The organism is Pseudomonas sp. TH39(2020), assembly GCF_016650715.1.
Classification (GTDB): domain Bacteria; phylum Pseudomonadota; class Gammaproteobacteria; order Pseudomonadales; family Pseudomonadaceae; genus Aquipseudomonas; species Aquipseudomonas mandelii_C.
On the sequence record NZ_JAEKFF010000006.1, the window covers coordinates 2,431,230 to 2,444,813 of the forward strand.

Annotated in this window: 15 protein-coding genes; 10 read left to right on the plus strand and 5 right to left on the minus strand. The window is 58.9% G+C overall.

The features are described from left to right. Nucleotides 1–78 precede the first annotated feature (78 nt). Nucleotides 79–831 (minus strand): DUF2059 domain-containing protein, encoded by a 753-nt coding sequence (locus tag JFU47_RS18825; RefSeq protein ID WP_201184836.1) that lies wholly within the window; start codon nt 829–831, stop codon nt 79–81. A gap of 108 nt (nt 832–939) precedes the next feature. On the opposite strand from JFU47_RS18825, the gene JFU47_RS18830 reads away from it, so the two are divergent. Further along, nucleotides 940–1,572 (plus strand): 2OG-Fe(II) oxygenase, encoded by a 633-nt coding sequence (locus JFU47_RS18830; protein WP_201184839.1) that lies wholly within the window; start codon nt 940–942, stop codon nt 1,570–1,572. Between the two features lie 2 nt (nt 1,573–1,574). Then, nucleotides 1,575–2,060: a DUF523 domain-containing protein gene (locus JFU47_RS18835; RefSeq protein WP_140675207.1), complete on the plus strand. Its 486-nt coding sequence runs from the start codon at nt 1,575–1,577 to the stop codon at nt 2,058–2,060. A gap of 214 nt (nt 2,061–2,274) precedes the next feature. On the opposite strand, the gene JFU47_RS18840 is transcribed toward JFU47_RS18835, so the two are convergent. Further along, nucleotides 2,275–2,862 carry a transporter substrate-binding domain-containing protein gene (locus tag JFU47_RS18840; protein WP_201184841.1) on the minus strand — a complete coding sequence of 196 codons (588 nt, stop codon included), beginning with the start codon at nt 2,860–2,862 and terminating at the stop codon, nt 2,275–2,277. A 134-nt stretch (nt 2,863–2,996) separates the two neighbouring features. Between JFU47_RS18840 and JFU47_RS18845 the strand changes: the two genes are divergently transcribed. Further along, a complete protein-coding gene (locus JFU47_RS18845; RefSeq protein WP_201184843.1) occupies nt 2,997–3,422 on the plus strand; it encodes a DUF4399 domain-containing protein in 426 nt (141 codons plus the stop codon). A 63-nt stretch (nt 3,423–3,485) separates the two neighbouring features. On the opposite strand, the gene serA is transcribed toward JFU47_RS18845, so the two are convergent. Then, the gene (gene serA, locus JFU47_RS18850) at nt 3,486–4,715 is read right to left on the minus strand and encodes a phosphoglycerate dehydrogenase (RefSeq protein WP_129440240.1); all 1,230 of its coding nucleotides are present in this window, start codon (nt 4,713–4,715) and stop codon (nt 3,486–3,488) included. Nucleotides 4,716–4,919: 204 nt separating this feature from the next. Between serA and JFU47_RS18855 the strand changes: the two genes are divergently transcribed. The 4 genes from JFU47_RS18855 (at nt 4,920) to JFU47_RS18870 (ending at nt 9,251) form a co-directional block, all read left to right on the plus strand. Further along, the gene (locus JFU47_RS18855; RefSeq protein ID WP_123368546.1) at nt 4,920–6,314 is read left to right on the plus strand and encodes an FAD-binding oxidoreductase; all 1,395 of its coding nucleotides are present in this window, start codon (nt 4,920–4,922) and stop codon (nt 6,312–6,314) included. 36 nt (nt 6,315–6,350) lie between these two features. Then, complete coding sequence (locus JFU47_RS18860) at nt 6,351–7,016, plus strand: fumarylacetoacetate hydrolase family protein (RefSeq protein WP_046045170.1); 666 nt, start codon at nt 6,351–6,353, stop codon at nt 7,014–7,016. Nucleotides 7,017–7,274: 258 nt separating this feature from the next. Beyond that, nucleotides 7,275–8,204 (plus strand): SdiA-regulated domain-containing protein, encoded by a 930-nt coding sequence (locus JFU47_RS18865; RefSeq protein WP_201184844.1) that lies wholly within the window; start codon nt 7,275–7,277, stop codon nt 8,202–8,204. A gap of 129 nt (nt 8,205–8,333) precedes the next feature. After that, nucleotides 8,334–9,251 carry an SdiA-regulated domain-containing protein gene (locus tag JFU47_RS18870; RefSeq protein ID WP_201184846.1) on the plus strand — a complete coding sequence of 306 codons (918 nt, stop codon included), beginning with the start codon at nt 8,334–8,336 and terminating at the stop codon, nt 9,249–9,251. A gap of 123 nt (nt 9,252–9,374) precedes the next feature. Here the strand turns inward: JFU47_RS18870 and rpiA are convergent, their stop codons facing one another. Next, nucleotides 9,375–10,049, minus strand: a complete 675-nt coding sequence (gene rpiA, locus JFU47_RS18875; protein ID WP_201184848.1) for a ribose-5-phosphate isomerase RpiA — start codon at nt 10,047–10,049, stop codon at nt 9,375–9,377. Nucleotides 10,050–10,196: 147 nt separating this feature from the next. On the opposite strand from rpiA, the gene ilvA reads away from it, so the two are divergent. Together ilvA and JFU47_RS18885 are read left to right on the plus strand one after the other, a co-directional pair. Then, nucleotides 10,197–11,711, plus strand: coding sequence for a threonine ammonia-lyase, biosynthetic (gene ilvA / locus JFU47_RS18880; protein WP_140675182.1), 1,515 nt, complete (start codon nt 10,197–10,199; stop codon nt 11,709–11,711). A 39-nt stretch (nt 11,712–11,750) separates the two neighbouring features. Next, the gene (locus tag JFU47_RS18885) at nt 11,751–12,176 is read left to right on the plus strand and encodes a DUF2269 domain-containing protein (protein WP_201184850.1); all 426 of its coding nucleotides are present in this window, start codon (nt 11,751–11,753) and stop codon (nt 12,174–12,176) included. Nucleotides 12,177–12,298: 122 nt separating this feature from the next. Here the strand turns inward: JFU47_RS18885 and JFU47_RS18890 are convergent, their stop codons facing one another. Then, on the minus strand, nt 12,299–12,955 hold the full coding sequence (locus JFU47_RS18890) for a histidinol-phosphatase (RefSeq protein ID WP_201184852.1): 657 nt from the start codon (nt 12,953–12,955) through the stop codon (nt 12,299–12,301). Between the two features lie 143 nt (nt 12,956–13,098). Between JFU47_RS18890 and JFU47_RS18895 the strand changes: the two genes are divergently transcribed. Next, nucleotides 13,099–13,578, plus strand: a complete 480-nt coding sequence (locus JFU47_RS18895) for an RNA pyrophosphohydrolase (protein WP_008150514.1) — start codon at nt 13,099–13,101, stop codon at nt 13,576–13,578. Nucleotides 13,579–13,584: the final 6 nt, after the last annotated feature.

The window sequence follows — 13,584 nt, forward strand, 5'->3', positions numbered from 1 at the left end:
CACAGGGGTTTTGTGTACGCCACAGATCTACTGTGGGAGCGAGCTTGCTCGCGATAGCGATCTATCAGGCACCGAAGATTACTGGGTGAGGCTCGGCGTATCCTGCCCCACCGCCAACCCGGCGCGAATCGCCGCCAATGCTGCCTGGTAATAAGCCTTGCCCTCGGTGGATTCGGCGAAGGTCGCGAACTCTTCCAGTTCTTCATCTGACAGGTCGCGATAGACATACAACAGCGTGTTGTTCAGGTCGTTGCCGATCTGGTCCATCAAGCGCTGACGCTGACCATTCAACATGCCTTGAGCCTGACCACCGCCGAGCAGGCCGGGGATCATCGAACTGAGGCTGTCGGCCGCGACGCCGGCAATCGCCAGGCTGACTTCCGCGCCAGCCTCGCGAGCGGGCAGGGCCTGGGCCAGATGGCCGATGATCAGCATGCGGCTGTCGCTGGCCTGGATCTTGGGCAAACCCTTGGCGTTTTTTGCCAGCTGATCGCGACGGGTCGCGAGCAATTCGGCGGCCACGATTTTCTTGCCCAAGGGTGACTGAAAGAATGTCAGCGCAGGTTTCGGATCGGCGAGGGTCTTGCGCAATTGCGCTTCGGCGCGCTGGTCGACGGCCTGGGGGGCAAAGCGCTGATTGCTGTTATTCACCAGCGCCTGGAACACTGCCGGCGGCAGACTGTTCTGGTACCGCTGCTGAGCGGCCGAGAGAGCGTCGTTGAAATGCGCGCGTTGTTCTGGCCAACCGGCGACCTTGTACAACTGGTCGTGGCCGTCTGCCCAAGCGGGCAATACACAGAACATCAACAGTGAAAAAAGCAAACGGCGCATAGGGACTCCTGTCAGCAGGCGACTATTCTCCGTGTGGCATTCGTCCTTGTCGAGAATTCGTATCAACCCGCTGCGCGGCTCTGTCGGATTTTCAGGCACAGGAATACTATGCGCGGCATGCCAATACCCTCTGATCACCCGCTGCTGTTACGTATCGTCGACGACCTGGCTGAGCACGGCTGGTCGCAGCAGCATGTTTTCCTTCCTCTGGGTCTGACCCAGGAACTGGCGGCTGAGTGCCGTAAACGTGCTGCCGAGGGCGAATTAGCCCCGGCCGCCGTGGGGCGCGGGTCGACATCCGAGATTCGCGAAAGCATTCGTGGCGACCATATCCAGTGGATCGAGCCCGGCCAGGCGTTGGCTTGCGACAGCTATCTGGATTTGATGGACAGCCTGCGCGAGGCAATGAATCGCGGTTTGTTTCTGGGCCTGGAAGATTTCGAAAGCCATTTCGCGCTGTACCCGCCCGGCGCGTTCTACCTCAAGCATGTCGACCGTTTCCGCGACGACGACCGGCGCATGGTGTCGGCGGTGGTCTATCTCAATGACGCCTGGCTGCCCGAGCACGGCGGCCAGTTACGCATGTACCTGGATGAAAGCGTCGAACATGATGTGGTGCCCATAGGTGGGTGCCTGGTGGTGTTCCTGTCGGGTGAAGTGCCCCACGAAGTCCTGCCCGCGACCCGGGATCGCCTGTCGTTGACCGGCTGGTTCCAGCGGCGTGGCAACGAGCCGTTCTGATCATGCAAAAAATTCTGGTAAGCCGCTGTCTGCTGGGGCACCGCGTACGTTACGACGGCGGGGCGAGTGGGCCGTTCGATCAGCTTCAGCAGTGGCTTGATGAAGGTCGGGTGGTGCCGTTGTGTCCAGAGGTAGCCGGCGGGTTGCCGACGCCAAGGGCAGCGGCCGAGATTCCGGGCGGGCAGGGTGGTGAAGTGCTTGATGGCCATGCCTCAGTGATCACCACCGAGGGCGAGGACGTCAGCGCCGAGTTTCTCTCGGGGGCTTATCAGGCGTTGGACCTGGTGCAAAAGCACGGCATCCGCATTGCCGTACTCAAGGCCAACAGCCCGTCTTGCGGGAATCTGTTGACCTATGACGGGACGTTCAGTGGGGTGAAGGTGAGTGGCGAGGGAGTGACTGCGGCGTTGCTCAAGCGCCATGGCGTTCAGGTCTTCAGTGAGCTGGAGTTGGTTAAGGCGGCGGTAGCTTTGGGTGTTTTGGGCTGATCCGGAATCCATCCCCTCACCCTAACTCTCTCCCCAGGGGGCGAGGGGACTGATCGTGAGGGTCTGAAGAAATTTTGCGACCTGAACGATTTTTACTGAATCCATAATCGACTCGATTTTTCAGGTCGATGGATAGCGTTAGACACCTCGGTCAGTCCCCTCGCCCCCCTGGGGAGAGGGTTAGGGTGAGGGGAGGTTCTAGCGGCTGACGAATCTAGGGATTGGGCGCCACACTCGTATCCGCCCCCAACCACTTCTGCGACAACGCCTCCAATCGCCCATCCGCCTTGATCCGCTGCAGCGCGTTTTCCAGGCTGGCATGAAACGCCGGGTTACCTTTCTGAAACGGAATCGCCAGGCTCACTGCCGGGCCAGCCTTCGGCTTCTCTTCCGTCAGCGACTGTACCAGCAGCATCGAGCGCGGTTGCTCTTCCTTCTGCGCGATCAATTGCGCATCAGTGTGAATGTAAGGTTCGCTGAAGTCGAAACGATCCTTGAGGTCCGGGGTCACTGCTATGTGGTTGATGGCGACGTCGTACTTGCCGGTTTCAACACCTTGCAACAGATCGCCGGAATCGGTAACGACGAAGTCGGCCCGTACGTCCAGTTCGTCAGCCAGCAGTTGCCCCAATTCGACTTCGAAGCCCGTAAGTTTGCCGTCGTCCTTGAAATTGAAGGGCGGTGTATTAGCCTCAAGGGCAATACGCAATTCGCCTCGGTCGTTTACATCGTCAATCAGTTCGGCATGAGCCAAAGGGCTCAGAAGGGGTAGCAGGCAGATCAGGCCAGGCAAAAAACGCATGGTCACTCCTTTGAATTCATTATCGCGACGCTCTGTTCAGGCTCGCTTTGCTATGGTTGTCGAGAGCCTTCGACAACGAATGGCCGTGAAGTTGTCATGGCCGCACGGATTTTACGAAAAAACTGGAGAAGAGAATGAAAACCTTTATGTCACGAGCAGCATTGGCTGGCCTGTTGATGGGTGCTTCGATGCTGGCAACGGCTGCTACACCGGCTCCCAAAGGTGCAGAAGTGTCCATCGTTTCTCCTGCGGACGGAGCTACCATTCCGCAAACCGTCGTCGTCAAGTTCGCTGTCGAGAACATTGCGCTGGCGCCCGCGGGCGATGTCACCAAGAACACCGGCCATCACCACTTGCTGATCGATGTCGATCAACTGCCTGCCGCCGGTGCGCCGATCCCCAACGATGCCAACCACCTGCATTTCGGCAAGGCGCAGACCCAGGCTGAAGTAAAGCTGACGCCGGGCAAACACACCTTGCAGCTGGAACTGGGCGATAGCGGCCACATGCCGTTCGATCCGCCGATCGTGTCGAAGAAAATCACCGTCAACGTTAAGTAACATTCGTCGCGCTCATGAAAAAGGAGACCCGAAGGTCTCCTTTTTTTGTCACTCAAGTCACTATCAGAACAACACGCGGCAACGAATGGTGCCGTTGATGTGCTGCAGCTTCTCTTGCGCCATTTCCGAGTACTCGGCGTCGACGTCGATCACGACGTAGCCGACTTTCTCGTTGGTCTGCAGGAACTGACCGGAAATGTTGATACCGTTTTCGGCGAAGACCTTGTTGATCTCGCTCATCACACCCGGAATGTTCTCGTGGATGTGCAGCAGACGGTGCTTGCCAGGGTGAGCCGGCAGGGCCACTTCCGGGAAGTTGACCGAGGACACCGACGTACCGTTGTCGCTGTACTTGACCAGTTTTTCTGCCACTTCCAGACCGATGTTGGCTTGCGCTTCAGCGGTGGAGCCGCCGATGTGCGGGGTCAGGATCACGTTGTCCAGGCCACGCAGCGGGCTTTCGAACTCTTCGTCGTTGGAGCGAGGCTCCACCGGGAATACGTCGATGGCCGCGCCGATCAGGTGCTTGTCCTTGATCGCGTCCGCCAGCGCTTGCAGTTCAACTACAGTGCCGCGAGCCGCGTTGATCAGAATGCCGCCCTTCTTGATCGCGCGGATTTCTTTCTCGCCGATCATCCACTGGGTCGCAGCGGTTTCCGGAACGTGCAGGGTGACGATGTCGGACATGCCCAGCAGCTCGGTCAGGTTACCGACCTGAGTTGCGTTGCCCAATGGCAGCTTGGTCACGGTGTCGTAGAAGTACACCTGCATGCCCAGGCCTTCCGCCAGGACCGACAGTTGAGTACCGATCGAGCCATAACCGACGATGCCGAGCTTCTTGCCACGGATTTCGAAGGAGTTGGCCGCGCTCTTGATCCAGCCGCCACGGTGGCAGGAAGCGTTCTTCTCAGGGATGCCGCGCAGCAACAGGATCGCTTCGGCCAGCACCAGTTCCGCGACGGAGCGAGTGTTGGAGTACGGAGCGTTGAACACTGCGATGCCGCGTTCGCGGGCAGCATTAAGGTCAACCTGGTTGGTGCCGATGCAGAAACAGCCGACAGCGACCAGTTTCTTCGCGTGATCGAAGATTTCTTCGGTCAGTTGAGTGCGGGAGCGAATGCCGATGAAGTGCGCATCAGCGATCTTTTCCTTCAGCTGGGCTTCCGGCAGAGAACCTGTGAGGTACTCGATGCTGGTGTAGCCCGCCGACTTGAGGACGTCGACAGCCGATTGGTGGACGCCTTCGAGAAGAAGGAACTTGATCTTGCTCTTATCGAGAGAAGTCTTGCTCATCTGCGTAAACCTGTATCCCGGAGAAAAATGGCAGGAAATAGCCAGCAGACGCTGACCCGGACGGCAGGAAAGCCGTCGCCACAGAATAGCCGTTGGGCACTATCCTGCGGGGTCGGTATGCTAGCATATGCACCCCGCTAAACACTCATTCCTGCGACGTGAAGCGTTCTCAGGATGACCATGAATTGTTCGAGAGTTCTGTCGATGACCAATCCTGCCCTGATTGAAGAGCTGAAGACCCTGGTTGAGCCTGGCAAGGTGCTGACCGATGCCGACTCCCTGAATGCTTACGGTAAGGATTGGACCAAGCATTTCGCCCCCGCCCCGACCGCCATCGTGTTCCCCAAGACCACCGAGCAGGTTCAGGCCATCGTTCGTTGGGCCAATGAGCACAAAATCGCGCTGGTGCCGTCCGGCGGTCGCACCGGGCTGTCCGCTGCAGCCGTAGCGGCCAATGGCGAAGTCGTCGTGTCCTTTGACTACATGAACCAGATCCTCGACGTGAACATGACCGACCGCACCGCGGTCTGCCAGCCGGGCGTGGTCACCGAACACCTGCAGAACGTCGCCGAAGAAAAAGGCCTGTACTACCCGGTGGACTTCGCTTCGGCAGGCTCCAGCCAGATTGGCGGCAATATCGGCACCAATGCCGGCGGGATCAAGGTCATTCGCTACGGCATGACCCGCAACTGGGTCGCAGGCATGAAAGTGGTCACCGGCAAAGGCGATCTGCTGGAGCTGAACAAAGACCTGATCAAGAACGCCACCGGTTACGACCTGCGTCAGCTGTTCATCGGCGCTGAAGGCACCCTCGGTTTTGTGGTCGAAGCCACCATGCGTCTGGACCGCGCGCCGAAAAACCTCACCGCCATGGTCCTCGGCACGGCCGATTTCGACTCGATCATGCCGGTGTTGCACGCGTTCCAGAGCAAACTCGACCTGACCGCCTTCGAATTCTTCTCCGATAAAGCCTTGGCCAAGGTCATGGGCCGGGGCGATGTACCCGCGCCATTCGAAACCGATTGCCCGTTCTACGCGCTGCTGGAATTCGAAGCGACCACCGAAGAAGTGGCCAACCACGCCCTGGAAACCTTCGAGCACTGCGTTGAGCAGGGCTGGGTGCTGGACGGCGTGATGAGCCAGAGCGAAACCCAGCTGCAAAACCTGTGGAAGCTGCGCGAATACATCTCCGAAACCATTTCCCACTGGACGCCGTACAAGAACGACATTTCGGTCACCGTGTCGAAAGTCCCGGCTTTCCTGAAGGAAATCGACGCGATCGTCGGCGAACACTACCCGGATTTCGAAATCGTCTGGTTTGGCCACATCGGCGACGGCAACCTGCACTTGAACATCCTCAAGCCGGAAAACCTGAGCAAGGACGAGTTCTTCGCCAAGTGCGCGACCGTCAACAAGTGGGTGTTCGAAACCGTCGAGAAGTACAACGGTTCGATTTCCGCCGAACATGGCGTGGGCATGACCAAGCGGGACTACTTGACCTACAGCCGCTCGCCGGTTGAGATCGAGTACATGAAAGCCGTCAAAGCGGTGTTCGACCCGAACGGCATCATGAACCCGGGCAAGATTTTCGCTGTTTGACTTTTGAATTTAAGAGCTACGAAACAGGAGTCGGTAATGAGCTATCAGCACCAGTATGTCGACGGTACGCGTATTCACTTCCCGCTGGGGAAAGTGGTGTGCATTGGCCGTAACTACGCCGAACACGCCAAGGAACTGGACAACCCGGTGCCTACAGAACCGCTGCTGTTCATCAAGCCGGGCAGTTGCGTCGTGCCGCTGGAAGGTGGTTTCAGCATTCCGACCGAGCGCGGTTCGGTGCATTACGAAGCGGAAATCGCGGTGTTGATCGGCAAGCCTTTGTCGACCAAACCGAGCCGTGAAGAAGTGCTTGATGCTATCTCCGGCTTCGCCCCGGCCCTGGACCTGACCCTGCGCGACAAGCAGGCCGAGCTGAAAGCCAAGGGCCTGCCTTGGGAGATTGCCAAGTCCTTCGACGGTGCAGCGGTGATTGCGCCATTCGTGTCCGGCAGCACGTTCGCTGACCTGACCGACATCGGCATCCGCCTGACCATCAACGGCGAAGTGCGCCAGGATGGCAACAGCAGCGCAATGCTCAACCCGATCGTGCCGATGATCCAGCACATGGCCGGCTGTTTCTCGCTGCAGGCCGGTGACGTGATCCTGACGGGTACGCCGGTTGGCGTTGGTCCGTTGAATGTCGGTGACGAACTGGTGCTGGAATTGCCAGGCGCCAGCAGCTTCACCAGTAGCGTGCGCTAAACCAAACACCGCCAAACCCTGTGGGAGCGAGCCTGCTCGCGATAGCGGTCTGTCATTCGACATCATTGTTGAATGTGCTGGCCTCATCGCGAGCAGGCTCGCTCCCACATTTGGTTTCTGTGATGGGCAATGGAAGGGCTTTCCCGCCATTTCCCGTTTTTTTCACATCTCGTCCGGATAATTCCGGGACTTGCGGCGTCTGAGCCGGTCCCAATAGTGCTATTACCCTTAGCCTGAATTTCTGGAACTCATCCCTCGATGGTCACCCAACAACCAATGCCCAAGCTTAAAACTGCCCGCCGCTCGCGCTTTTTCATGCGTTGGTATTTCTGGCTTTTGCTGGTGGCCGCCGCCTATGGCCTCGCGTTTGCGATGCATTGGGATGACCGTGGTGTGCTTTGGGTGCTGGAGCGTTTCGAAAGCCCAGCCGAACGTCAGCAGAGTGTCTGGTTACCGGATTACCGGGCAGTGATCGATGCCAAATTGCTGCCGGGCATGGAAAAGGACGAAGCGTCCGACCTGGCCTACAACCCTCAAACCAAAACCCTGTTCTCGGTCATGGGCAAAAACCCGTTCCTCGTCGAACTGACGCTGCAGGGCGACGTGCTGCGCAAAATGCCGCTGGTGGGCTGGAGCAACCCGGAAGGCGTGACTGTGATGGGCAACGGTCTGTTGGCCATCGTCGATGAGCGTGACCACATGCTCTCCATCGTCAAGGTCGATGCCGATACCCGCGAGCTGAACATCGCCAACTTTCCGAAATACGATCTCGGCCCTTCGAAGGACCAGAACAAGGCGTTCGAAGCCATCGTCTGGGATTCGCGCAATCAGCAAATGTTGCTGGGTGAAGAGCGTCCACCGGCGTTGTTCACCTGGAAAAGCAACGATGGCCAGACACTCACCGGTGACAAGCAAAAACTCGCCAGTGATGAACTGGACATCCGCAACCTCTCGGCGCTGGCCATCGACCCGCGCACTGGCCACACCTTGGTGCTGTCTGCCGACTCCCACTTGTTGCTGGAACTGGACGAGAAGGGCGAGCAGGTCAGCTTCATGACCTTGCTCGGCGGCTTCAATGGTTTGAAAAAGACCATTCCTCGCGCCGAAGGCGTGACCATGGACGAGGCGGGCACGCTGTACATGGTGAGCGAGCCGAACCTGTTCTACCGCTTCGAAAAGCAGAAATAAGCCCGCCGTGAGGGTGGCACGCGGTCGCCTGTTGGGGTACACCTGCGGGACCGCGGCCACTGGCCATTAAGCTTCAATTCAGACTGCCGTGGTATTTCATCCGCCCGTTCTGTTTTCGAGCTTGCCTGAATGCGTCGACTTGCCCGCCCCAAGCCTCTGCTTTTGATCCTGTCGGTGATAGCCCTGATCGCTCTGATTGCGGGCGGCCAGCACCTGCGCCTGTTCGAGCGCGCCTGGTTCAATCTGCACACGCTTTGGCAGCCAGTGAATGCTCAGTCCATCGCTTTGGATCAGTACCAGGTAGCGGTCGAGGCGCGAGTCATTGTGGGGCTGGACGACGATGTTTCGGCGTTGACCTTCGATCCTGTGCGCAAAAGCCTGTTCACCGTCACCAACAAAAACTCAGAGCTGATCGAACTGTCGCTGGACGGCCAGATTGTTCGACGCATTGCGCTGATCGGGTTTGGCGATCCGGAAGCGGTGGAATTCATTAGCGCTGACACTTACGTGATCACTGACGAGCGTCAGCAGCGGCTGATCAAGGTTCATCTGGAAAAGGACACAACGTTCCTCGACGCAGCGGATGCCGAGCAGATGACCCTTGGCGTGCACATGAGCGGCAACAAGGGCTTTGAAGGCCTGGCTTACGACTCGGTGGGCAAGCGGTTGTTTGTCGCCAAGGAGCGCGACCCGATGCTGATCTACGAAGTGCAGGGCTTTCCGCATTACAACCCGGAAAAATCCTACGCGGTGCACGTCGTGAACAACCCCAAGCGCGATGCCGGGATGTTCGTGACGGACCTGTCGAGCCTGCAATACGACGAGCGCAGCGGCCATTTGTTGGCATTGTCGGATGAGTCGCGGCTGATTCTGGAACTGGATGTGGACGGGCGACCGCTGAGTACCCTGTCACTGAGCAAGGGGCGTCAGGGGTTGCAGAAGACAGTGCCGCAAGCGGAAGGGATCGCCATGGATGACGACGGTACGATGTACCTGGTGAGCGAGCCGAACCTGTTCTACGTCTTCAAAAAACCAACACAACCTTGACCAACCCCCCAAAACAACTGTGGGAGCGAGCCTGCTCGCGAAGAGGCCCTGTCAGCCGATGGAAATGTCGGCTGACAGACCGCCTTCGCGAGCAGGCTCGCTCCCACAGGTTTTGCGTATGTTTTATTTTGCGCGCAGGGTTTTTACGCCTTCACTGGTGCCCAGCAACAGAAAATCCGCTGGACGTGCCGCGAACAAACCGTTGGTGACCACGCCGACGATCGCATTGATCTGCGTCTCCAGCTCCACCGGGTTGGTGATCTGCATGTTGAACACGTCGAGGATGATGTTGCCGTTGTCGGTCAGCACGCCTTCGCGGTAGACCGGGTCGCCGCCGAGCTTCACCAGCTCGCGGGCCACGTGGCTGCGGGCCATTGGGATCACTTCCACCGGCAGCGGGAACGCACCGAGCACCGGCACCAGTTTGCTGGCGTCGGCGATGCAGATGAAGGTCTTGGCCACAGCCGCCACAATCTTCTCGCGGGTCAGGGCTGCGCCGCCGCCCTTGATCAGGTTCAGGTGCTCATCGCTTTCATCGGCGCCGTCGACGTAGAACTCCAGGTCGCTGACAGTGTTCAGCTCATACACCGGAATGCCGTGGCCCTTGAGGCGGGCTGCGGTGGCTTCGGAGCTGGCGACCGCGCCGTCGAACGCGCCTTTGTGCTTGGCCAGTGCGTCGATGAAGCAGTTGGCGGTGGAGCCGGTGCCGACCCCGACGATGCTCTTGTCGTCGAGTTTCGGGAGGATGAAGTCGATGGCGGCCTGAGCCACTGCCTGTTTGAGTTGATCCTGGGTCATGCGGGCTCCGAAGCGGGCAAAGGGAGAACGGAAAGGCCGGCATTATAGCCCCATGCCGGGCTAAAACCTCTTGATTCGTGTGGTCGCCCGCCCGAAAGCCGGGTTAGACTCCTTGGCCCTGCCCAACTCGCTCAGTGATGCTTTCCGATGCTCGAACAGTACGTCAAAAAGATCCTCACCTCGCGCGTTTATGACGTTGCCGTAGAAACCCCATTGCAGACTGCCCGCCAGCTCTCCGAGCGGCTGGGCAACAGTATTTTGCTCAAGCGCGAAGACTTGCAGCCGGTGTTCTCGTTCAAGATTCGCGGCGCCTACAACAAGCTCACGCAGCTGTCCGATGAAGAGCGCGCTCGCGGCGTGGTCACTGCTTCCGCGGGCAACCACGCGCAAGGCCTGGCCCTGGCGGCGAAAGTGTTGGGCGTGAAAGCGACCATCGTGATGCCCAAGACCACCCCGGAAATCAAAGTCGAAGGCGTGCGTTCACGCGGTGGCAAAGTGGTGCTGCACGGGGATTCGTTCCCGGAAGCCCTGGCCTACTCGCTGAAACTGGTCGACGAAAAAGGCTACGTCTACATTCACCCTTACGACGATCCCCACACCATTGCCGGGCAGGGCACGGTGGCGATGGAGATTCTGCGCCAGCACCCTGGCCGTCTGGACGCGATCTTCGTCCCGGTGGGCGGCGGCGGGTTGATTGCCGGAATCGCGGCGTATGTGAAGTACTTGCGGCCTGAAATCAAAATCATCGGCGTCGAGCCGGACGATTCCAACTGCCTGCAAGCCGCAATGGCCGCTGGCGAACGCGTGATCCTGCCGACCGTGGGCCTCTTCGCCGACGGCGTCGCCGTGGCGCAGATTGGTCAGTACACCTTCGATATCTGCAAAGATTATGTCGATGAAGTGATCACCGTCAGCACCGATGAAATCTGCGCGGCGATCAAGGACATCTACGACGATACCCGCTCGATCACCGAACCTGCCGGCGCCTTGGGCGTGGCCGGGATCAAGAAATACGTCGAGCAACGCGGTGTCACCGGGCATACCTTTGTGGCCATCGACTCCGGCGCCAACGTCAACTTCGACCGTCTGCGCCACGTCGCCGAGCGTGCTGAACTGGGCGAGGGGCGCGAAGCGATTATCGCCGTGACCATTCCCGAGAAACCGGGCAGCTTCAAGGCGTTCTGCGAGGCCATCGGCAAGCGCCAGATCACCGAATTCAACTACCGCTACAACACCGGCAGCGAGGCGCACATCTTTGTGGGCGTGCAGACGCACCCGGAAAACGACCCGCGCAGTGCGCTGCTTGCCAGTCTGACCGAGCAGGGTTTCCCGGTGCTCGATCTGACCGACAACGAGTTGGCCAAGTTGCACATTCGTCATATGGTCGGCGGACGTGCTGTTCACGTGGTCGATGAAGTGGTGCTGCGCTTTGAGTTCCCGGAGCGTCCGGGTGCGCTGTTCAACTTCCTCAACAAGCTCGGCGGGCGCTGGAACATCTCGATGTTCCACTACCGCAACCATGGTGCGGCGGATGGTCGTGTGGTCGCGGGGCTGCAAGTGCCTCACGAGGAACGCCATCTGGTGCCCGCTGCGCTGGAAGAAATCGGCTACCCGTACTGGGACGAAAGCGACAACCCGGCCTATCAGCTGTTTCTCGGCTGAGCGGCTACGCTGATGGCCAGGCCATAAGGAAATCGAACAATGGAAACGTTAACTGCCCTGAAAGTCGCTCATATGGTGGCGACGGTGTTGCTGCTGGTCAGTGCGTTGGGGCTTGCGATCTGGGTCTGGCGTACACGCCGTAACGGAGACGCGACGGCTCACGCACGCACATTGCAACGGCCGCAGGTGTTCATCTGGCTGGTGATGGGGCTGGCGCTGCTGAGCATGCCATTTACCGGTTGGTGGATGGTGCATCTGGTGGGCTGGCCGCTGGGGCAGATCTGGTTGCTGGCTTCCAGTGTGCTTTACACCGTCGCGGCGTTGGGCTGGTTCTGGTTGCTGGTGCGGCTGAATCGGCTACGCACTGTTCCGGGAGGCAATGGCAAGTTCACCTTCGCCCTTGCGTTGTTCAGTTTTGTTTGTTTTGTCGCGATTGCGGGGTTGATGGGCGCCAAGCCGGTTTAAGGCTTAAGACCGCGTCGACATCTTCGCGAGCAGGCTCGCTCCCACAAGGGGTTTGCGCCGCTCACACAGTTGTGTGTCTTGCACAAAACCCTGTGGGAGCGAGCCTGCTCGCGAAGGCGATATCAGTCGCGCAGAGTCATTACCGGCCAGCCACGCTTCTCGGCTTCAGCCCGCAGATTCGGGTCCGGATCGACGGCGATCGGATTCGTTACCTGCTCAAGCAGCGCCAAATCATTCATCGAGTCGCTGTAGAAGTAACTGTCTTCCAGCGAATGCCCGGTCTCTTCCAGCCAACGACTCAGCCTTGTGACCTTGCCTTCCCGGAAGCACGGAACATCAGTGCTGCGCCCTGTGTAGCGACCATCAACCATCTCGCATTCAGTGGCGATCAGGGTTTCGACGCCCAGACGCTGGGCAATCGGCCCGGTAACAAAACGGTTGGTCGCAGTGATGATCACCAACTTGTCACCCGCCTCGCGGTGCTTGGCCAGCAGTTCGAGACCCTTGGGCAACACAATCGGCTCAATGCAATCGCGCATGTAATCCAGATGCCATTGATCCAGCGTGGCCATCTCGGTGCGGCCGAGGACTTCCAGGCAGAAGTTCAGGTAGGCATCGTTATCCAGTTTGCCGGCCAGGTAATCCTGATAGAACTCGTCGTTGCGTGCCTTGTAAGCGACGGCGTCGAGGAAGCCGCGCTCGCAGAGGTAATCGCCCCAGGCGTGGTCACTGTCACCGCCCAAGAGCGTGTTGTCCAAGTCGAATAAAGCCAGCCGCATTGCAGTTACTCGCTGAAAAGTCTGTAGAAAGGCGTTCAGAATACGGACTTTTCACAAGAGTGCACATAAGGTAGGCCGGCTCGTTGCTGCTATCACAACCTTTGTGGAACAATGCGGCGACATGCGTTTGCGAGGTTGTTGCCGTGATCGACCCCGATGGTTTCCGCCCCAATGTCGGGATCATTCTCACGAATGATGCCGGACAGGTGCTATGGGCTCGCCGTATCAATCAAGATGCCTGGCAGTTTCCACAGGGCGGAATCAACCCCCAGGAGACGCCGGAAGACGCCTTGTACCGCGAGTTGAACGAAGAAGTGGGGCTTGAGCGCGAAGATGTTGAAATTCTCGCCTGCACCCGGGGCTGGTTGCGCTATCGTTTGCCGCAACGTCTGGTCCGAACGCACAGCCAACCGCTGTGCATCGGCCAGAAACAGAAATGGTTTCTCCTGCGCCTGGTCTCCAACGAGCAGCGGGTGCGGATGGATTTGACCGGTAAACCGGAATTCGATGGCTGGCGCTGGGTCAGCTATTGGTATCCGTTGGGCCAGGTGGTGACATTCAAGCGCGAAGTGTATCGACGCGCTCTCAAAGAGCTTGCCCCGCGCCTTTTATCGCGCGACTGACGACGG